Origin of the sequence: Micromonospora sp. C97 (genome assembly GCF_018070385.1) — a bacterium.
Taxonomy (GTDB): Bacteria; Actinomycetota; Actinomycetes; order Mycobacteriales; family Micromonosporaceae; genus Micromonospora; species Micromonospora parva.
Window position 1 is genome coordinate 18,608 of sequence record NZ_JAGPXU010000012.1, and the last position, 18,842, is coordinate 37,449.

Consider the following 18,842-nt stretch of genomic DNA (forward strand, 5'->3'; position numbering starts at 1 on the left):
TCCCGAGCCGGGGACGGCACCGCCGCGGTGGTGCTACTGACCCTTGTCGGACTCCAGGCTGCCGATGGTCAGGCCCGCCGCGTCGGCGGCGGCGTCCCGGTCACCGCGGGTCTGGTCCTCCCGGGTGAGCAGGTTCGCGTACTCGGTCACGTCGGCCGGGTCGGGCACCGTCGGCAGGCGGCGCAGGAACGCCTCCACCGCACGGGTGGCGGCGGTGTGCGCGGCAGCCGCCTGGCGCAGCAGTTCGCGGTCGTCGGCGGGCGGGTAGAGGTCGGTCATGTCCGCCAGATACCCGGCCCACGGCGGTTCGCACCGCCAGCGGCCGGGAATACCGGCAGCTCAGCCCGGTCGGACCCCGGTGGGTTGCCGCACGCCGAACCCCGGGTTGCGCGGCAGCCAGGCCAGGTACGCCGGATGCGGCGCCAACGAGTCGACGTACGCCGCCTTCGCCGTCTCCAGCACCAGCTCCGCGCCCTGGGCGGCGGGGGAGTCCGGATGCCAGCCGAGCAGCAGCCGCCACCGCAGCGGCGTCCCGGCGAGTTGTCGGGTGACCAGGCCGCTCACCGGGCGGAATGTCGCCTGGCACAGGGCCACCGCCACGCCGGCCTCCACCAGGTCGACGCAGCCGCGGATGTCGGTCTCGTACACCTTGCGGGGGGTGAAGCCGGCGCGGGCGCAGGCGGCGGCGAAGCAGTCGGCGAAGCAGCCGTCGCCCGGCGCGGCGACCCACTGCTCGTGGCGCAGGTCCGCCAGGCGTACCTCGTCCTGCGCCGCGAGGGGATGGGTCTCCGGCAGCAGCACCAGCACCGGGTCGACGGCCACCTCCTGCCAGCTCAACCCGAACCCGGCCGACGGGCTGGCGTCGCCACACACGCCGGCCAGCGCGAAGTCCAGTCGACCGCCGGCCACCAGCTGCGCCAACTCGTCGACCGACCAGGACGCGTACGTGGTGATCTGGGCCGGCGGCTGCTCGGCGGCCAACCGGTGCACCAGCCGGCCCAGGATCGGGCTGTTCACCCCGCCGAAGCGGTAGCACGGCGGCGCGTCGCCCGCCCCGGCCAGCCGGGCGGCCTCGTCCTGCAACCCCTTCATCGCCGGCAGCAGCACCCGGGCGCGGGCCAGCACCAACTCACCGAGCGCGGTGGGCCGGGCCCCACGCCGGTCCCGGTCGAACAGCGGGCCGCCCAGCGTCCGCTCGATGCGTTGAAGCTGGGCGGTGAGCGCTGGCTGGGCCAGGCCGAGCGCCGACGCCGCCTTCGTCACACTTCCCGTCTCCGCGATCGCGCAGACCACCCGCAGGTGACGCAGCTCCAGGTTCATAGGGTGACGGTAGGACTACGGGGTCTGCTGGCGGAATAGCCCGAGCGGATCGGTGATAATGAATGCATTGCCGGTGGTCGCCGATCACTGCTCGCGCGGTGCCTCCGGCAGGTCCGCCAGGTACGTCGGGCGTCCGGTCACCGCGTCGAGGACCTTGTCCACCACCCCGACCGCCGGCTCCACGATCCGGTTCCACGGTGGGGTGGCCGGCGTGCCCGGGTGCGGTCGGGTCGGCGCGGCCTCCTCGGCGATCTCCAGCCGGTTGCCGAGCCGGATCAGCTCCTCCTCGGTGGCCACCGCGCGCAGCTCGGTGATCAACCCGCCCACCCCGTCGACGTGCCGGCGAACCCGTTCGGCGACCTCCGTCAGCGACTCGTCGGTGAGCCCCTTCAGGGCGCCGAGCAGCGCCGCATCGGCGTTGATCTCCGCGTCCACCCGCTCGGTGGCCGTCGGCAGCGCCGCCCGGACCGCCGGCAACAGGTACTGCTCCTCGGCGGACAGGTGCCGCGACAGTGCGGCGGTGAGCACCGCCAGCCCCTCCTGTGGCGTGCTGTCCGGGCCGGCCAGCTGGTCCAGCAGCGCCAGCAGTTGCCGGTGCTCCCGGTCCACGATGTCGGCGATGCTGCTACCGGCGGGCCGGTAGCCCTCCTCGGGTGCGGGCGTGGGCGGCAGCGGCGGCAGGGGAACAGCGGACATGGTGCCCTCCTCGACTGGCGGGCGGAAGCTCCGGCAGGGACGTACGGTCGTCGGCGGCGGTACCCGAACGCGGCCACGGCGAAACCGACCCGTCGATGCGTCCACCCGCGCCGGCCTGTCCACCGGCTCGGGCTGGTATGAAGAGGCGATGACGAGCGACGCCGCCTCCGCCCGACCCGACCCCACCGCAGAGGTCGTGGACCTCTGCCGCGACCTGCTGCGCATCGACACCACCAACACCGGTGACAACGACACCAGCGTCGGCGAGCGCCGCGCGGCCGAGTACGTGGCGGAGAAGCTCGCCGAGGTGGGCGTGGAGTCCGTCCTGCACGAGTCCGCGCCGGGCCGGGCGAACGTGGTGGCCCGCATCCCGGGCACCGACCCGAGCCGGGGCGCGCTGCTGGTGCACGGCCACCTGGACGTGGTGCCCGCCGACGCCGACGAGTGGTCGGTGGGCCCGTTCTCCGGCGAGCTGCGCGACGGCTACCTGTGGGGCCGGGGCGCGATCGACATGAAGGACTTCGACGCGATGGTGCTCGCCGTGGTCCGCCACTGGCAGCGCACCGGCGTACGGCCCCCGCGCGACATCGTGCTCGCGTACACCGCCGACGAGGAGGCCGGCAGCGACTACGGCGCGCGCTTCCTGGTGGAGAACCACCGCGACCTCTTCGACGGCTGCACCGAGGCGATCGGTGAGGTCGGCGGCTTCTCCTACTCGGTCAACGACAACCAGCGGCTCTATCTCATCGAGACCGCCGAGAAGGGCATCGACTGGCTGCGGCTGCACGCCAAGGGCCGCCCCGGGCACGGCTCGATGGTGCACGACGACAACGCCGTCACCGCGCTCGCCGAGGCGGTCGCCCGGATCGGCCGGCACCGCTTCCCGGTGGTGGTCACCGACACCGTGCGGGCCTTCCTGACCGAGGTCTCCGACCTGCTCGGCATCGAGTTGGACCCGGACGACCCGGAGACGGCCATCGCCAAGCTCGGCCCGATCGCCAACATCATCGGCGCGACCATCCGCAACACCGCCAACCCGACCCGGTTGAGCGCCGGCTACAAGGACAACGTCATCCCCGGCCGGGCCACCGCCACCATCGACTGCCGCAGCCTTCCCGGCCAGTCCGAGCTGCTGGAGCGGCAGCTGCGCGAGCTGGTCGGCCCGGACATCGCGATCGAGTACGTCCAGCGGCAACCGGCGCTGGAGACCACCTTCGACGGTGACCTGGTCGAGGCCATGTCGGCGGCCCTGCGGGCGGAGGACCCGGGGGCGCGGCCGGTTCCGTACATGCTCTCCGGGGGCACCGACGCCAAGGCGTTCTCGCAGCTCGGCATCCGCTGCTTCGGGTTCGCCCCGCTCCGGCTGCCCGCCGACCTGAACTTCTCGGCGTTGTTCCACGGCATCGACGAGCGCGTTCCGGTGGACGGACTACAGTTCGGCGTGCGGGTTCTCGACCGGTTCCTCCGCACCTGCTAGTCGTGTCCGGCCCTGTCCGCCGGCGCGCAATCTCCCCATCGTGAAGGGACTGCCCCACATGACCGACCAGCATGGTGAGCTGGACGCCGCTCTCGAGCGGGTGATCGAAGCGGCCCGCCACCACCTGGCCGCCGTACGCGCCGCCCAGGGCCGCGTCGACGACGACGACGTCTGGCAGGCGTACGTGGCGTTGAACAACGCCTCCTTCGCGTACGACGAGCGGCTGCTCGACGCCTTCGGCGAGGTGACGCCGTGGGATGTCGACTCGATCGACCCGGACGAGGCCGACGAGCGTTTCGGCGGCGGCGAGGGCGCCGAGGCCAGCGACCCGCACCCCCGGGTGATCTCGGTTCGTCAGCGTCGCGACTACCGGGTGCCGAGCGTCTCCGCGCTGCTGCGGGCGGCCGAGGCGGCCCGTCGGGAGGGCACCCCGGAGGACGACGAGCCGGCTCCGGTGGAGGGCGTCGGCGAGGCGGTGCTGGAGCTGCTGCAGAGCGGTGACGGCTCGCTCGGCGCGTTGGACGTCCCCGAGTTGGAACCGCTCGACGGGGTGGTCATGGTCAGCGAGGTCGGCACCCCGGTCGACCTGGAGTCGTTCGACGACGACGACGCTGTCGGCCCGTTCCAGCCGGCGGCCGACGACCGGCTGGTCGGTCGGCTCGACGAGCACCCGTTCCTGGAGCTCGACGACGACCACGACCACGCCGGGCACCAGCACTAGGCAGGGTGCCGCCCGGGGCCGAACCCGGCCCTGGGCGGCACCGCCCGGTCGTCAGTACGACAGGCCCGGCTGCGGCTGGTTGATCCGCCGACGGCGCAGCACCACCTGGCGCGTGCCGTCGCGGTACAGCCGCACCCGGGCCAACTCCCATCCGGAGAACTCCGCCTGGATCGCCAACTGCGCCGCGGCGGTCAACCGGTCGACGTTCGGCGGCAGCCGCAGCGGCGCGTACTCGTAGTCCATGCCATCCATGCTGCCCAGCCCAGCGGCCGTTCGCCACCCCCTCCCGAGTGACCAACGACGCCCCCGGGGCGGTTCGTGCCGCCCCGTGCCCCTCTCCCGCCGATCGAGCGGTTCCGATTGCCGGAATGGGCGAGAAGCCCGCTGTGCCACGACAGCAAGCGCAAGATCGCCGAAGAGGGCCTCGGGGCGTTAGTTCGTGGGGAGGTTCGCGCTCAGGAGAGCGGTGAGGGCTGGCGCGGCCAGGGCCACCGCCCGGGTGCTGCCCGGGTCGACCGCCAGCCCCCAGGACGGGTCCGGCCAGTCCTCGAACAACTCGACGCACGGCAGCGCGATGAACGGCACCCCGTCGCCGGTGAACGCGGCGAGCGCCCCGGGCGAGGTGAAGACCGGCAGCAGCGGCGCGCCGGTCGCGTCGCCGATGACCGCCCACGGGAAGTCGGCATCCGGCGTCGGGTCCCCGGCCAGCGGGACGCACACCGTGGCGCCGGCCAGCACGGCGAGATAGCCGGGCAGGTCACGCCGGTCGGCCGCCGCCGCGAGCACCGCCACCACCGCCGGCTCCGCCACCCCGGCGGGTGCCGCCTCGGCGGGTGCCGCCCCAGCGGGTGTGGCCGCAGCTGGCGTCGGCCCGGCTGGCGTCGGCCCGGCTGGCGTCGGCCCGGCTGGCGTCGGCCCGGCTGGCGTCGGCCCGGCTGGCGTCGGCCCGGCTGGCGTCGGCCCGGCGGGTGCCGTCCCGGCCGGTGTCGGCTCGGAATGGATCACAGGGACCGGTGCGGACCCGACCGGTGCGGGCCGGTCGGGCGTCGATCGCGTGGCCGGTCCTGGCCGGGCGGCCGGCGGCACCGCCCGGCAGGAGAGCGCGCCGGGCTCGTTGGTCAGCACCTCGGCGGCGGTACGGGTCACGAAGACACTGAGCCGTTCCAGCTGCTCCGGGGTGCGCGGCGCCTCGTACCACCAGCCCTCGTCCCCGCTCGGGCGGTGCCAGCCGAGCGCGGCCAGGCGGGCGTGGTCGGGGCCGGGGCAGACCACCCGTACCACCTGGCGGCGCACCAGCAGCCGGATCCCGCGCGGACCCGCGGTGAGCTCCAGGTCGGTGTCCCGGTCGCAGCGGGCCACGGTGTCCCGCAGCCGGGCGGCGATCTCCGGCCAGGTCGGCGACGGCGACGTCACGCCGGTGCACCCGGCAGGCGGTCGTCCAGCCGTCCGAGCCGGGCCACCGTCTCCTCCAGCCGGCCCAGCGCCGAGAAGTCTCCCGGCGTGCCGAACAGGTCGCCGAGCCCCGCGCCGAGCGCGACGTCCAACCCCTCGGTGTGCTCGTCGACGTGCGCGGAAGCGACCTCGCGAGCCCGCCGGTACGCCTCCAGCACCAGTTCGGCCACGCCCTCCGTGCCGGCGCGCAGGGCGGCGGGCGCGAGGGTGAGGCCGGTCAGCGCGCCGGTGGCGTCGACTGTCGCCGAGACCAGTCCACTCTCGTCGGCGGCGGTGCCGGACAGGTCGGCCAGATCGTCGCGGAGGCCGGCGAACCGGCGCTCGATGTCGGCGATCCGCCCGGCGAGCGCGTCGAACGCCGACGTCGGGTCCGTCATGAGATTCCTCCCCGTGGATCGTGCGACCGGGTGGTGCCCGGCGGCCGGGAGATCGTATCGTCGGTGCGCTCGACTCATGGGGGGAGGAACGGCATGGCACCGGATATCGATGTGGACGTGCTGGCGGTCCGTCGACTGGAGACAGCCGCCAAGCAGGTCGCCAGCTCGCTCGCCGCGCTGGAGGGGCAGATCGTCTCGGCCGGCGACGTGCCGTCGGACGCGTTCGGTCATCTGCCGTTCGCCAGCGACATGCTCCGCGACAAGTACACCGAGCAGGTCACCGGCGGCAAGGAGCTGTTCGCCGCCGCGAACGCCGCGTTCGGCCGGGTCGCGAAGGCGCTGGCCGACACGGTCGAGGCGTACGAGGTCAACGAACGGGACCTGGACGCCGGGTTCAAGGCCATCCAGGCGGGACTGCCCGGATGAGCGGCCCGGCTGGCAGCGCCGTTCAGCTGTGGAACGGTCTCGACAGCGCGCTCTCCGGTGTGCAGGACGCCGTCGACAGTGTCTGCCGGACCCTGGCGTGGCCGCTGATCCAGCTCGTCGACCTGGTCGACGGTGAGCCCGCCGTGTTGCGCGCGAAGGCCGCCGAGTGGGACGCGCTGGCCACCCAGGTGCGCGACCTGGCGCAGGGCCACCGCGGCACCCGGGAGTCCGCGCAGGTCGGGTGGCGCTCACCCGCCGGTGTGGCGTACGGCCAGCGGTTGGCCGATGTGGAGCAGCAGCTCCTCGACGTCGCCGAGCAGTTCGCCGCGACCGCGGAGTACCTGCGCAGTGTCGCCGACGGCCTGCAGACCGTGCACGACGTGCTCGTGGACCTCTGCGTGGAGTTCGTCAACTTCATGCTGGTGACGCTGGTGACGGCGTTGCTGATGGCGCCGGTCACCATGGGCGCGTCCTGGGCGGCCGGGGTGGGCGTGGCCGTCACCAGGGGCCTGATCGTGGTCACCCGGATGCTGAAGGTCATCCGGCCGCTCGCGGTGCACCTGCAGAAGGTCATCCGCCTGCTCCAGCGGGTCCTGCTGTACCTGCGCAAGCTGCGGACGCACCTGGACAAGCTGGTCGACATGCAGAAGGCGCTGCGCACCGGCAAGAAGTACGCCGACAAGCGCCGCGCCGCCGGCAAGCTCGACAAGTGGCACCACAAGTTCCTCGACCCCACCAAGGGCACCTACAAGCTGGGCAAGTCCGGTTCCCCGTTCGACATGGGCGCCCTCGACCGGGCCGCCGCGTTGCGGGCGCACGGGGTCGCCGACGGCGCCCGGGTGATCGCCCGGGACTGGGCGACCAACCTGCCGTGGAACGTGCCGAACTCGGTCGTCCACGGTGTCACCTGGGGAACTGTCGCGTTGACCAGCGGGCTCTCCGTTCCCGGCAGCGAGCAGGTCGGCGACCAGATCGACCAGGCGGTGCAGAGCGGCGCGGACTGGATCGACCAGAATGTCTTCGGGCAGCCGCCGGCAGACCAGCCGGCGGGCCGCTAGGGAGGCGACGGGTGATGTCAGGGGAGCGCGGGCGGCTGGGTCGGTTCACCGACGCGGTCCTCGGCGGCGCGCGGGCCGCCCGGGACAAGGCCCGCGAGCTGCGCGACGAGTTCCGCACCAGCGACGAGCCGGAGCGCGCCCTGGTGGCGCCGCTGCTGACCGGGCAGGAGCTGCGGTACGTGGGGCTGGGGCCGGTGCGCATGTCGCAGACCCACCAGGCCGGTCGGCAGCTCGCCGACGACGTCGGCGCGGAGCTGGCCGACGCGCTCGACCCGAAGGTGCTGTTCGGGCTGCTCAACATCGTCAACCCGGTGGTCTGGGTCGACGCGGTGCTCACGCCGGTGCGGCTGGCCGCTGGTGTGCTGATGCTGCCCGGCAGCGCCGGCGCCCTCGCCGCCGGTGTGTCGGAGTCGGCAGCGCCGGAGCCGAACCTGCCGCAGCAACCCGTGCAGCGGGAGCCGATCCCGCTCACCGAGGAGCAGGAGGCGTTCCGGGCGTTGTTCCGGCTGAGCCAGTACCGTCCGCTGGCCGAGCAGCTCGCCGAGATCGCCTACCGCCGCCGGTATGTCTTCAGCGGCGACCTCGCCACCCTCGCCGGCAGCCTGCTGCTGTTCCTGGAGCGCTACAGCGGCACGCCGCTGGCGGTGACCGACACCCACCTGCACCTGCTGCGGATGGGCCCCCGCCCGGACGCCGACCGGCCCGACCGGCGTCAGCCGCGGGTGCTGTGGAGTGTGCGCCGCGACCGGGTGATCCGGGTCGACTCCGAGCGGGGTGCGAGCGGCCTCGTGCAGCTCGCCTCCACCGTCTTCTTCGACGACGGCTCGTGGATCCGGCTCACCCAGCCGGCGCTGCGCGACGACCAGTCGCGTTTCCTGACCGCGATCCAGGACCTCCCCGGCAACCGCCCGACGCCGTGACCCGGCGCGCTGATCAACGGTGACCCGGCCGGCGGGTCAGCAGTGACCCGGGGGCAGGCGAAGCCGGGATTCTCCGGCGCGTCGGGCGCCGGTCAGCCGTCGCGTTCGGGGTAGCCGACCGGCACCGCGGAGACGTCGTCCAGCGCTGTGGTGATCTCCTCGGGCAGTGTGATCCGTTCCACCTGGAGCGCGCCGAGCAGCTGCCCCACCGTCCGGGCGCCGAGGATCGGCGCTGTCACGCCGGGCCGGTCCCGGATCCACGCCAACGCCACCTCCAGCGGCGACACCCCCAGCCCACCGGCCGCGGTCGCCACCGCCTCCACGATGCTGGAGCAGCGCGGCTCCAGGTACGTGGCGACGAATGGTTCGAAGTGCGGCGACGCGGCCCGGGAGTCGGCCGGCCGGCCGTGCCGGTACTTGCCGGTGAGCACCCCCCGGCCCAGCGGCGACCAGGGCAGCACGCCGAGGCCGAGCGCGTCGCACGCGGGCAGGACCTCCCGTTCCACGCCCCGCTCCAGCAGCGAGTATTCGACCTGGGACGCGACCACGGGCGCCCGCCCCGGCCAGGCGGTCTGCCAGGCGGCGGCCCGCGCGGTCTGCCAGCCGGAGAAGTTCGACACCCCCACGTAGCGGACCTTGCCGCTGGCCACCGCGTGGTCCAGGGCGGCCAGGGTCTCCTCCAGCGGGGTGTCCGGGTCGTACCCGTGCACCTGGAACAGGTCGACGTGGTCGGTGCCGAGCCGGCGCAGCGACGCGTCCAACGTCCGCAGCAGGTGCCCCCGGGAGCCGTCACGGCGTCGGCCACTGCCGGGGCGCAACCCGGCCTTGGTGGCGATCAGCAGCTCGTCACGGGGGACGAGGGAGCCCAGCAGCGAGCCGATCACCGACTCGGCGTCGCCGTCGCCGTACACGTCGGCGGTGTCGATCAGGTTGCCGCCGGCGTCCAGGTAACTCTTCAGCTGGGCGGCCGCATCGTCGGCGTCGGTGTCCCGGCCCCAGGTCATGGTGCCGAGCGCGAGCCGCGAAACCGCCAGCCCGCTTCGGCCGAGCGGTCGCTGTTGCATGGGTGAACCTTATTTCGAACCTGCCGCCACGGATATCCTCGCTCCCGTATCTCTGCCGGTTCTGCCGGTTCCGCCGCCCCGGGCTGCCCCGACGGAGGGGGGATCAAAGGTGTCGAGCCGGTGATCGAGGCCGTTATCGGCATTGCGTAACCTGGTGCGACCTGTGCCACGGATGGGGGAGGACCAGTGCGACTCGGGCTCAGTCTCGGATATCAGACGGCGTGGAGCACACCGGCCGACCACCTGGCGCTGGCCCAGGAGGCGGACCGGCTGGGCTATTCGGTGGTGTGGGCTGCGGAGGCGTACGGCTCCGACTCGCCCAGCATGCTGGCGTGGATGGCCGGTCAGACCGAACGGATCGACGTCGGCGCCGCGGTGATGCAGATCCCCGCCCGTACGCCGGCGGCCACCGCGATGACCGCCGCGACCATCGACGCGCTCTCCGGCGGCCGGTTCCGGCTCGGCCTGGGCGTCTCCGGCCCGCAGGTGTCGGAGGGCTGGCACGGTGTGCGGTTCGCCAAGCCGCTCGCCCGGACCCGCGAGTTCGTCGACATCGTCAAGCTGGCCATCGCCCGCAAGGAGGTGGCGTACGACGGCGAGCACTACACGCTGCCGCTGCCGGACGGCCCCGGTAAGGCGCTGCGGCTGGGCTTCCACCCACCCCGCGAGCACATACCGATCTACCTGGCCGCGGTCGGCCCGAAGAACCTGGAGCTGGCCGGCGAGATCGCCGACGGCTGGCTGGCCGTGTTCTACGCCCCGGAGTTCGCCGAGGAGCAGCTCGCCTCGGTGCGCGCCGGGCGGGCCAAGGTCGGCAAGGAGCTGGCCGGGTTCGACGTGGTGCCGTCGGTGCCCGTGGTGATCGGTGACGACGTGGCGTCCTGCGCCGAGCTGGTGCGCTGGTACGCCGCGCTCTACGTGGGCGGGATGGGCAGCCGCCAGCAGAACTTCTACAACCAGCTCGCCACCCGGATGGGCTACGGTGACGCCGCCCGCGAGGTGCAGGACCTGTACCTGGCCAAGCGGCAGCGCGACGCCGCCGCCGCGGTGCCGATGGAGTTCATCGACCGCACCTCGCTGCTCGGCCCGAAGGAGCGCGTCGCCGAGCGGATGCGCGAGTACGCCGCCGCCGGCGTCACCACGCTGTCGGTGACCCTGTTCGTGGCCGACCGGGACAGCGGTGTGCAGACCCTGCGTACCGTCGCCGAGGCTCTGGACCTCTCAGGAGTCGGCGAGTGACCTGGGTCGAAGCCATCGTCCTGGGCATCGTCCAGGGACTGACCGAGTTCCTGCCGGTCAGCTCGTCGGGGCATCTGCGGATCACCTCGGCGATCTTCTTCGACCGTGACGCGGGCGCGTCGTTCACAGCGGTCACCCAGCTCGGCACCGAAGCGGCCGTGCTGATCTACTTCGCGAAGGACATCTGGCGGATCACCCGGACCTGGCTGGTGGGCATCCGGGACAGGTCGGTGCGCTCCAGCCTCGACTACCGGATGGGCTGGTACGTGATCGTCGGCTCGATCCCGATCGGGCTGTTCGGGTTCCTCTTCAAGGATCAGATCAAGACGGCTGGACGCAACCTGTGGTTGGTGGCGACCACCCTGATCGTGTTCGCGTTCGTGCTGGCGTTCGCCGAGTACTGGGGGCGGCAGACCCGGACGTTGGAGAACTTCCGGATGAAGGACGGCGTCGTGATGGGTTTCGCCCAGGCCATGGCGTTGATCCCCGGGGTGTCCCGTTCCGGCGGGACGTTGACCGCCGGTCTGCTGCTCAACCTGACCCGGGAGGCGGCGGCCCGGTACTCGTTCCTGCTGGCCATCCCGGCGGTGGTGATGTCCGGCGTGTTCAGTCTCGGTGACGTCTTCGAGCCGTCCGCGCCGGGCACGTCCACCCCGTCGGTCGCGCAGATGATCGTGGCCACCGTCATCGCGTTCGGCATCGGATACGCGGCCATCGCCTGGTTGCTGCGTTACGTCGCCCACCACACCCTGTACGTCTTCGTGCTGTACCGGGTCGCGCTGGGCACCCTGGTTCTCGCGCTGCTGATGACGGGCACGATCAGCGCCACCTGATCCGCCCGCGCCCGCACCGGCCTCCGATCCCCGCAGTGGGGTCGGAGGCCGGTGCGTGTGCGGCGTCCACCGGATGCTGTCGTACTTCATTGCATTTGGGGTGAATGGTCGTAGAACGCACCTAGTCTTTCCCTGTCGGGGATGACGTCCCGGCCCAGACGCGCGGGAGAGGGGCGAGGGTGACCGCCAGCGGCGCGCAGCGCGGGCGGGACCGGCCGCCACGGCGCAACCTCGTCGCGGTCCTCGCGATCGTCGCGCTCTCCGGCGCGTTCTTCGGCTACGACCAGGGCGTCATCAGCGGGGCGCTGCGCGACATCCGCCAGACCTTCGACGCGAACACCTTCGCCGTCGAGGTGGCGGCGAGCTGGGTGACCCCCGGTGCGCTGGTGGGTGCGCTGCTCGGTGGGCACCTCGCGGACCGGATCGGCCGCCGGGGAGCACTGTGGGTCGCCGCCGCCGCGTTCGGGGTGGGCACCCTCGTGCAGGCGTTCGCGCCGATGATCGGGGTGATGTTCGGCGCCCGGCTGATCCTGGGTCTGGGCATCGGGGTGGCCTCGGTCGCCGGCCCGATGTACGCGGCGGAGGCGGCGCCGGAACGCATCCGGGGCAGCCTCCTGGCGCTGTACCAGTTCTCCACCACGTTCGCGATCTTCATCGGGTACCTCGCCGACGAACTGTTCGAGGCGGGCAACTCCTGGCGTTACCTGCTCGCCGCCGCGGTGCTGCTGGGGGTGGCCCTCGCCCTGGTCACCACGGTGATCCCCGACTCGGCCGTCTGGTACGTCGGGCGCGGGGACAAACGCCGGGCGGAGGCGTCGCTGAGGGCGACCGTGCCAGCGGAGAAGGTGCCCCAGCGGCTGCACGCCGTGCAGGAGAGCCTGGCGGCCGGCAAGGCGGGTTGGCGCGAGGTGCTCTCGCCCGAGTGGCGGCGTCCGTTGGCGCTGGGCGTGGGCCTGGCCCTGTTCCAGCAGCTGACCGGGATCAACGGGATCATCTACTACGCCGACGAGATCTTCTCCGCCGCCGGATTCCACACCCCGCAGGCGCAGTTGACCGCCACCACCTGGGCGATCGGCGCTGTCGACTCCCTCTTCACGCTGGTCGCCGTCGCCTTCCTGGACCGGCTGGGCCGCCGTCCACTGCTGCTGGTCGGGCTGCTGGGTATGGCGGTCTCGCTCGTGGTGGTCAGCGTCAGCTTCGCGAAGATGGATCCGGGGGCGCAGGCGGCCGGAGCGACCGGGCACCACCCCACCGACGCGGGCATCTTCCTGCTGGTCGGCGTGGTCATGTTCGTGGCGTTCTACGCGATGTCGATCGGCCCCACCGCCTGGACGGTGATCAACGAGATCTTCCCGGGCCGGATCCGGGGCCGATGTGTGGCGATCGCGTCCGCCACGCACTGGGGCACCGAGTACCTCATCACCCAGTTCTTCCTGAGCATGCTCGACGCCCTGGGGCGCTCGGGCGTGTTCGCGCTCTTCGCCGGCACCTGTGTGCTCGGCTTCCTGTTCATCTGGCGGTACCTGCCGGAGACCAGGGGCAGGACCCTCGAAGAGATCCAGCGGATGTGGCAGGCGGACGCCCGTGCTCGGCGTCCGCACCGTGCCGGCGACGGATCCCGCTGATTCGCGGCTTCTGACCCGTGACGCAGGGGCAGGGCGTACGGTCGACCCGAAGCCGCCTAAAAGGGACCTGTTGGACAAACAGCTCATTCGGGGTGACCGTCAGCGCTCCCCGGGAGGCGAACCGTTCGGCGGGATGGCGGCCCCGACCGACCGTCGCAGAAGGACCAGGACAGTGCATCTGACACCACGGGAATTCGACAAGTTGACGATCCTCTCGATGGCGATGGTCGCCAACGCCCGCAAGGCCAGGGGGATCAAGCTCAACCACCCCGAGGCCGTCGCGGTCATCTGCGCCGCCGCCCTTGAGGGCGCCCGCGAGGGCAAGACCGTCGAAGAGGTCATGAACGAGGCCCGCAGCACGCTGAGCGCCGAGGACGTGATGCCGGGCGTGGCGGACATGGTGCCCATGATCCAGGTCGAGGCGGTCTTCACCGACGGCTCGCGACTGGTCACCGTGCACTCACCGATCCGATAGGGAGCAGGACATGGCCAACCAACATCCCGGCCCCAACTCGAAGCACGTGCGACCCATCGGCGGCTACGTGCTGAGCGACCAGCCACTGGAGTTGAACGCGGGCCGACCGGTCACCGAGGTCGTCGTCCACAACACCGGTGACCGGCCGATCCAGATCGGTTCGCACTTCCACTTCTTCGAGGCCAACCGGATGCTCGCCTTCGACCGTGAGGCCGCGTTCGGGCGGCGACTGAACATCCCGGCGACGACGTCCATCCGCTTCGAGCCCGGTGACAAGAAGACGGTGCAGCTCATCCCCTTCGGCGGGCAGCAGCGCGTGTACGGCTTCAACGGCCTGGTGCAGGGGTGGAGCGGCAGTGAGTCGACCCCCAGCTACCGGCCGGACCGGACCGAGGCGATCCACAACGCCAAGACCCGCGGCTTCAAGTTCGGCCCCGAGGAGCAGGACCAGCCCAAGGGCAAGAAGAAGTAGATCGACTAACCCGCAGGGCTGTGTGCCTCGGGCAGGAGAGATGATTCGATGAGCCAGATTTCCCGGCAAGAGTATTCCGGCATGTACGGCCCCACGACGGGCGATCAGATCAGGCTCGGCGACACCGACCTGTACATCGAGATCGAGAAGGATCTCCGGGTCCTCGGCGACGAGGTGATGTACGGCGGTGGCAAGACGCTGCGCGACGGCATGGGCGTCAACAACCAGTACACCAACGCCCAGGGTGGCCTGGACCTGGTCATCACGAACGTGACCATCCTGGACGCGACCCTCGGCGTGGTGAAGGCCGACGTCGGCGTCAAGGACGGCAAGATCGCCGGCATCGGCAAGGCGGGCAACCCGAACGTGATGGACGGGGTCACCCCCGAGCTGATCACCGGTCCGGGCACCGAGGCGATCTCCGGTGAGCACCTCATCCTGACCGCCGGGGGCATCGACACGCACGTGCACCTGGTGACGCCGCTGCAGGCGTACGCCGCCCTGAGCAACGGGGTGACCACCCTGTGGGGCGGCGGGACCGGCCCGACCGACAGCACCAACGGTGTCACCATCACTCCCGGCCCGTGGAACATCCACGCGATGATGCGGGCCTTCGAGACCATCCCGATCAACATCGGTCTGATGGCGAAGGGCAACAGCACCGGCCGCGCGCCCCTGGTGGAGCAGATCATGGCCGGCGCGCCGAGCTTCAAGATCCATGAGGACTGGGGTGCGCCGCCGGCGGTGATCCGGGCCTGCCTGGACGTCGCCGACGAATTCGACGTGCAGGTCAGCATCCACACCGACACCCTCAACGAGAGCGGCTACCTGGAGGACAGCATCGCCGCGTTCGAGGGCCGGACGATCCACACCTTCCACACCGAGGGTGCCGGTGGTGGGCACGCGCCGGACGTCATCAAGGTCGCCGGTCAGATGAACGTGCTGCCGAGCTCGACCACGCCGACGGTGCCCTACGGCATCAACAGCCAGTCCGAGCTGTACGACATGATCATGGTCTGCCACAACTTCAACCCGCAGGTTCCCTCGGACGTGGCCTTCGTGGAGAGCCGGATCCGCACCGAGACCATCGCGGCCGAGGACGTCCTGCTCGACGAGGGCGTCATCTCGATGATGCAGAGCGACTCGCAGGCCATGGGCCGCGTGGGTGAGACCTGGTTGCGGACCATCCAGCTCGCCGGCCAGATGAAGACCGCCCGCGGCAAGCTCGCCGAGGACTCCAGCGCCAACGACAACTTCCGGGTGCTGCGGTACGTCGCCAAGATGACCATCAACCCGGCGATCACCCAGGGAATCTCGCACGTGCTGGGCTCGGTCACGCCGGGCAAGATGGCCGACCTCGTGCTCTGGGAGCCGGCGTTCTTCGGCACGAAGCCGAAGCTGGTCCTCAAGGGCGGCATGATCGCCTGGTCGATCATGGGTGACCCGAACGCCTCCCTGCCGACGCCGCAGCCCGTGTACTACCGGCCGTCCTTCGCCGCGTACGGCAGCCAGCTCGGCAAGACCTGCGTGACCTTTGTGTCCCGGGCCGCGCACGAAGCCGGCATCGCCGAGGAACTCGGCCTGCAACGGCAGGTCATGCCGGTGTACCGGACCCGGGGGCTCACCAAGCGGGACATGGTCCGCAACGACCGGCTGCCCACGCTCGAAGTCGACCCGGAGACCTTCGCCGTGAAGATGGACGGCGTGCACGCGACAGTGCCGCCGGCCCGGAACCTGCCTCTGAGCCAGCTCTACTTCTTCAGCTGACCCCCCCCGGACGCCCGCGCCGCCGTGTGCGGCGCCGGCGCACCCATGGAAAGGAGACGCCCGTGCTCGTCGAATCGGTGCTGGGCAACATGAACGAGCCGGACTGGACACTCCGGCTGAAGGAAGCGCGCATCGACGACCTGGTCCTGGACCAGTGGGACGCCCAGAAGAGCCGGATCCGCAAGATGACCAGCTCCGGCGCGGAGCTGTCGGTGGCGCTGGCCCGGGGGGTCCGGCTGCGCGACGGCGACATCCTGGCCTGGGACGACCTGACCGCCACGGCCGTGGTGGCCCGCGTCCAGCTGGGCGAGGTGATGGTGGTCCACCTCGACCAGCTGCGCGGCGAGTCCGCCGAGCTGCTGATCCGCTCGGCCGTCGAACTCGGTCACGCGATCGGCAACCAGCACTGGCCGGCGGTGGTCAAGGGCACCCGGATGTACGTCCCGCTGACAGTGGATCGCAAGGTGATGGACTCGGTGATGCGGACCCACGCGTTCAGCGGGATCACGCACGAGTTCGTTCCGGGCACCGAGATCATCGCGTACCTCGCCCCGCACGAGTCGCGGCGGCTGTTCGGTGGCGCCGACTCGACGCCGCACTCCCACCTCCCCGCCGACCTCAACTGAGCGGGGCCGGGCGGTGCGCACCATGGCCGAGACCCTGAAGCTCCTGCAGTTCGGCGACTCGGTCTTCCCGGTCGGTGCCTTCTCCTTCTCCAACGGGCTGGAGATGGCCGTCCAGCACGGTGTCGTGCACGACCGGAGCACCCTTCAGGACTTCGTCCGGACGGTCACCCGGCTCGCCGCCACGGGGGACGGGGTGGCGCTGCTCGCCGGTCACCGGGCGGCCCGGGCCGGCGACCTCGACCGGATCCGCCAGGCCGACGAGGCCGTGCACCTGCGCAAGATCAACGAAGAGATGCGCACCATGTCGGTCCGGATGGGCCGCAAACTGGCCGAGGCCGCCACCCGGATCGTCGGGGAGACGCTGCTCAAGAAGCGGATCGACGAGTCGGCGAACGGGGTGCCGGTCACCTACCCGGTCGCGCTCGGCGTGGTCTTCGCCGACCTCGGGGTCGGCGAGCAGGACGCGTTCGCGGCCCACCAGTACGGCGCGGCGTCGACGGTGCTCAGCGCGGCGATCCGGCTGATGCCGGTGGACCACCTCGACGCGCAGTCGATCCTCTTCGCGGTCAACGAGCGGGTCGCCGACGACTACCGCGAGGTGCACACCGCGAACCTCGACGACATGCAGACCTTCGGACCGCATGCCGACGTGCTGGCCGCCGCGCACCAGCACGTGCACGTGCGGATGTTCATGAGCTGAATCCGCAGTCCGCGCAAACGAACCCAGGAAGGACAGGCACCGCATGAAGTCGGCAAGTCGTATCGGAGTGGGCGGCCCGGTGGGCAGCGGCAAGACCGCGATCATCGAGGCCGTGGTGCCACGGCTCGTGGAGAACGGGCTGCGGATACTGGTGATCACGAACGACGTGGTCACCACGGAGGACGCGAAGCACGTCCGGCGGGCGCTGACCGGGGTCCTGGTCGAGGAGCGGATCATCGGGGTGGAAACCGGGGCCTGCCCGCACACGGCCGTGCGGGAGGACCCGAGCATGAACCTCGCCGCCGTGGAGGACATGGAGTCCAAGTTCCCGGACAGCGACGTGGTGCTGATCGAGAGCGGCGGTGACAACCTCACCCTGACCTTCAGCCCCGCCCTGGTGGACTTCTTCATCTACGTCATCGACGTCGCCGCCGGTGACAAGATCCCGCGCAAGAACGGCCCGGGGATCTCCAAGTCCGACATCCTCGTGATCAACAAGACCGATCTGGCGCCCTACGTGGACGCCGACCTCGACGTCATGGCCCGCGACGCGGAGCTGATGCGCAACGGCAAGCCGGTCGTCTTCACCAACTGCAAGACGGGCGAGGGCGTCGACGAGCTGGTCTCGCTGGTCCGCCGCAACGCGCTCTTCGACGCCGAAGTGGTCGCATGATCTCACTGGACAGTGCCCGTGAGCTGGCGCCGTACCAGGACCAACCGGCGCAGCTGCCCGCCGCCGCCAACGGCAAGGTCGGCATCCTGCGCCTCGGGTTCGAGCGGCGCGGGGACCGCACGATCCTGCACGACCTCTACCGGCAGTCGCCGCTGCTGGTGCAACGCGCGCTCTACTGGGACGAGGAGATGCCGCAGCTGCCCTGCGTCATGATCCTCACCACCTCCGGGGGCGTCCTGCAGGGCGACCGCCTGCACATGGACGTCACACTGGCGGCCGGCAGCCAGGCGCACCTCACCACCCAGGCCGCCACCAAGATCCAGGAGATGGACGCGAACTACGGGACGCAGGTCCAGCGGTTCATCCTGGACGAGGACGCCTACCTGGAGTTCCTCCCGGAGCCGACGATCCCCTACCGGGCCAGCCGGTTCGCCACCGACAGCCGGGTGCGCCTGCCGGAGAGCGCCACGTTGCTCTACGGCGAGATCCTGCAACCCGGCCGCAAGTACTACCGCGACGGTGAGCTCTTCGCGTACGACCTCTTCTCCTGCTCCCTGCGGGCCGAACGCCCCGACGGCCGGCAGTTGTTCGTGGAGAAGTTCGTGGTGACCCCCCGGCAGTTCGGCGTGGAGAGGGTCGGGGTGATGGACCGCTTCCACATCTTCGGCAACGTCGTGCTGCTCACCAGCCCCGAACGGGCGGCCCGGGTCTTCGACCGGACGTCGACGCCGGTCTGGGACGAGCAGACCCCCCTGGCCAGCGCCGTCGGCCGGCTGCCGAACGACGCCGGGCTCATCTTCAAGGTGCTCGGTCAGGAGACCGAGCCGGTCCGCGCCGCGGTCCGCGCCTTCTGCGTGGCCGCCCGGGAAGAGGTGACCGGCCGGACCTTCCCGCCGGCGTTCAGCTGGCGTTGATCTGGCG

21 protein-coding genes and 1 pseudogene are annotated in these 18,842 nt (G+C 71.4%); 15 read left to right on the forward strand and 7 right to left on the reverse strand.

Annotated elements, in window-relative coordinates; all coding sequences use genetic code 11:
• Positions 1-33: 33 nt before the first annotated feature.
• The 3 genes from KBX26_RS17620 to KBX26_RS17630 all read right to left on the reverse strand — a co-directional run bounded on the left by KBX26_RS17620 (position 34) and on the right by KBX26_RS17630 (position 2,016).
• A complete protein-coding gene (locus KBX26_RS17620; protein ID WP_030332759.1) occupies positions 34-279 on the reverse strand; it encodes a hypothetical protein in 246 nt (81 codons plus the stop codon).
• 60 nt (positions 280-339) lie between these two features.
• Positions 340-1,320 (reverse strand): LysR family transcriptional regulator, encoded by a 981-nt coding sequence (locus tag KBX26_RS17625; RefSeq protein WP_030332761.1) that lies wholly within the window; start codon positions 1,318-1,320, stop codon positions 340-342.
• A gap of 84 nt (positions 1,321-1,404) precedes the next feature.
• Positions 1,405-2,016, reverse strand: coding sequence for a hemerythrin domain-containing protein (locus KBX26_RS17630; protein ID WP_030332763.1), 612 nt, complete (start codon positions 2,014-2,016; stop codon positions 1,405-1,407).
• Positions 2,017-2,164: 148 nt separating this feature from the next.
• Between KBX26_RS17630 and KBX26_RS17635 the strand changes: the two genes are divergently transcribed.
• Entirely contained in the window at positions 2,165-3,493 is a 1,329-nt protein-coding gene (locus KBX26_RS17635; protein WP_030332765.1) for a M20/M25/M40 family metallo-hydrolase, read from the forward strand.
• Between the two features lie 58 nt (positions 3,494-3,551).
• Complete coding sequence (locus KBX26_RS17640; RefSeq protein WP_030332766.1) at positions 3,552-4,214, forward strand: hypothetical protein; 663 nt, start codon at positions 3,552-3,554, stop codon at positions 4,212-4,214.
• 51 nt (positions 4,215-4,265) lie between these two features.
• Here KBX26_RS17640 and KBX26_RS17645 read toward each other — a convergent pair whose 3' ends face one another.
• The 3 genes from KBX26_RS17645 to KBX26_RS17655 form a co-directional block, all read right to left on the reverse strand.
• On the reverse strand, positions 4,266-4,457 hold the full coding sequence (locus KBX26_RS17645) for a DUF5703 family protein (protein ID WP_030332768.1): 192 nt from the start codon (positions 4,455-4,457) through the stop codon (positions 4,266-4,268).
• Positions 4,458-4,646: 189 nt separating this feature from the next.
• Positions 4,647-5,627 (reverse strand): SseB family protein, encoded by a 981-nt coding sequence (locus tag KBX26_RS32780; RefSeq protein ID WP_210865909.1) that lies wholly within the window; start codon positions 5,625-5,627, stop codon positions 4,647-4,649.
• Complete coding sequence (locus KBX26_RS17655; RefSeq protein ID WP_210865910.1) at positions 5,624-6,043, reverse strand: YbaB/EbfC family nucleoid-associated protein; 420 nt, start codon at positions 6,041-6,043, stop codon at positions 5,624-5,626. Before KBX26_RS17655 ends, KBX26_RS32780 begins: the two co-directional genes overlap by 4 nt.
• 93 nt (positions 6,044-6,136) lie before the next feature.
• Here KBX26_RS17655 and KBX26_RS17660 point away from each other — a divergent pair, with 93 nt between their 5' ends.
• From KBX26_RS17660 to KBX26_RS17670, 3 genes are read left to right on the forward strand one after another with little or no spacing between them, the layout of a single operon-like run.
• Positions 6,137-6,469, forward strand: coding sequence for a hypothetical protein (locus KBX26_RS17660; protein ID WP_167337304.1), 333 nt, complete (start codon positions 6,137-6,139; stop codon positions 6,467-6,469).
• Positions 6,466-7,527, forward strand: a complete 1,062-nt coding sequence (locus tag KBX26_RS17665; protein ID WP_210865911.1) for a WXG100 family type VII secretion target — start codon at positions 6,466-6,468, stop codon at positions 7,525-7,527. The genes KBX26_RS17660 and KBX26_RS17665 overlap by 4 nt, the downstream gene beginning before the upstream one ends.
• A gap of 14 nt (positions 7,528-7,541) precedes the next feature.
• Positions 7,542-8,447, forward strand: a complete 906-nt coding sequence (locus KBX26_RS17670) for a hypothetical protein (RefSeq protein WP_210865912.1) — start codon at positions 7,542-7,544, stop codon at positions 8,445-8,447.
• A gap of 92 nt (positions 8,448-8,539) precedes the next feature.
• On the opposite strand, the gene KBX26_RS17675 is transcribed toward KBX26_RS17670, so the two are convergent.
• Positions 8,540-9,511, reverse strand: a complete 972-nt coding sequence (locus KBX26_RS17675; RefSeq protein ID WP_030332779.1) for an aldo/keto reductase — start codon at positions 9,509-9,511, stop codon at positions 8,540-8,542.
• Between the two features lie 186 nt (positions 9,512-9,697).
• Between KBX26_RS17675 and KBX26_RS17680 the strand changes: the two genes are divergently transcribed.
• The 10 genes and pseudogenes from KBX26_RS17680 (at position 9,698) to KBX26_RS17725 (ending at position 18,835) form a co-directional block, all read left to right on the forward strand.
• Positions 9,698-10,750 (forward strand): LLM class F420-dependent oxidoreductase, encoded by a 1,053-nt coding sequence (locus KBX26_RS17680; RefSeq protein WP_210865913.1) that lies wholly within the window; start codon positions 9,698-9,700, stop codon positions 10,748-10,750.
• Positions 10,747-11,583: an undecaprenyl-diphosphate phosphatase gene (locus KBX26_RS17685; RefSeq protein ID WP_030332781.1), complete on the forward strand. Its 837-nt coding sequence runs from the start codon at positions 10,747-10,749 to the stop codon at positions 11,581-11,583. The genes KBX26_RS17680 and KBX26_RS17685 overlap by 4 nt, the downstream gene beginning before the upstream one ends.
• Before the next feature lie 179 nt (positions 11,584-11,762).
• A complete protein-coding gene (locus tag KBX26_RS17690) occupies positions 11,763-13,208 on the forward strand; it encodes a sugar porter family MFS transporter (protein WP_030332782.1) in 1,446 nt (481 codons plus the stop codon).
• A 133-nt stretch (positions 13,209-13,341) separates the two neighbouring features.
• Complete coding sequence (locus KBX26_RS17695; RefSeq protein ID WP_247680763.1) at positions 13,342-13,683, forward strand: urease subunit gamma; 342 nt, start codon at positions 13,342-13,344, stop codon at positions 13,681-13,683.
• 10 nt (positions 13,684-13,693) lie between these two features.
• Positions 13,694-14,029 (forward strand): annotated as a pseudogene (locus KBX26_RS17700) (urease subunit beta); the annotation flags it as partial.
• A gap of 174 nt (positions 14,030-14,203) precedes the next feature.
• On the forward strand, positions 14,204-15,922 hold the full coding sequence (locus tag KBX26_RS17705; protein ID WP_030332788.1) for an urease subunit alpha: 1,719 nt from the start codon (positions 14,204-14,206) through the stop codon (positions 15,920-15,922).
• A 62-nt stretch (positions 15,923-15,984) separates the two neighbouring features.
• Positions 15,985-16,548 (forward strand): hypothetical protein, encoded by a 564-nt coding sequence (gene ureE, locus KBX26_RS17710; RefSeq protein ID WP_051708532.1) that lies wholly within the window; start codon positions 15,985-15,987, stop codon positions 16,546-16,548.
• Positions 16,549-16,570: 22 nt separating this feature from the next.
• Positions 16,571-17,248: an urease accessory protein UreF gene (locus KBX26_RS17715; RefSeq protein WP_245233646.1), complete on the forward strand. Its 678-nt coding sequence runs from the start codon at positions 16,571-16,573 to the stop codon at positions 17,246-17,248.
• Between the two features lie 43 nt (positions 17,249-17,291).
• On the forward strand, positions 17,292-17,921 hold the full coding sequence (gene ureG, locus KBX26_RS17720) for an urease accessory protein UreG (RefSeq protein WP_030332796.1): 630 nt from the start codon (positions 17,292-17,294) through the stop codon (positions 17,919-17,921).
• On the forward strand, positions 17,918-18,835 hold the full coding sequence (locus tag KBX26_RS17725; RefSeq protein ID WP_210865914.1) for an urease accessory protein UreD: 918 nt from the start codon (positions 17,918-17,920) through the stop codon (positions 18,833-18,835). The genes ureG and KBX26_RS17725 overlap by 4 nt, the downstream gene beginning before the upstream one ends.
• The last annotated feature ends 7 nt before the right edge of the window (positions 18,836-18,842 follow it).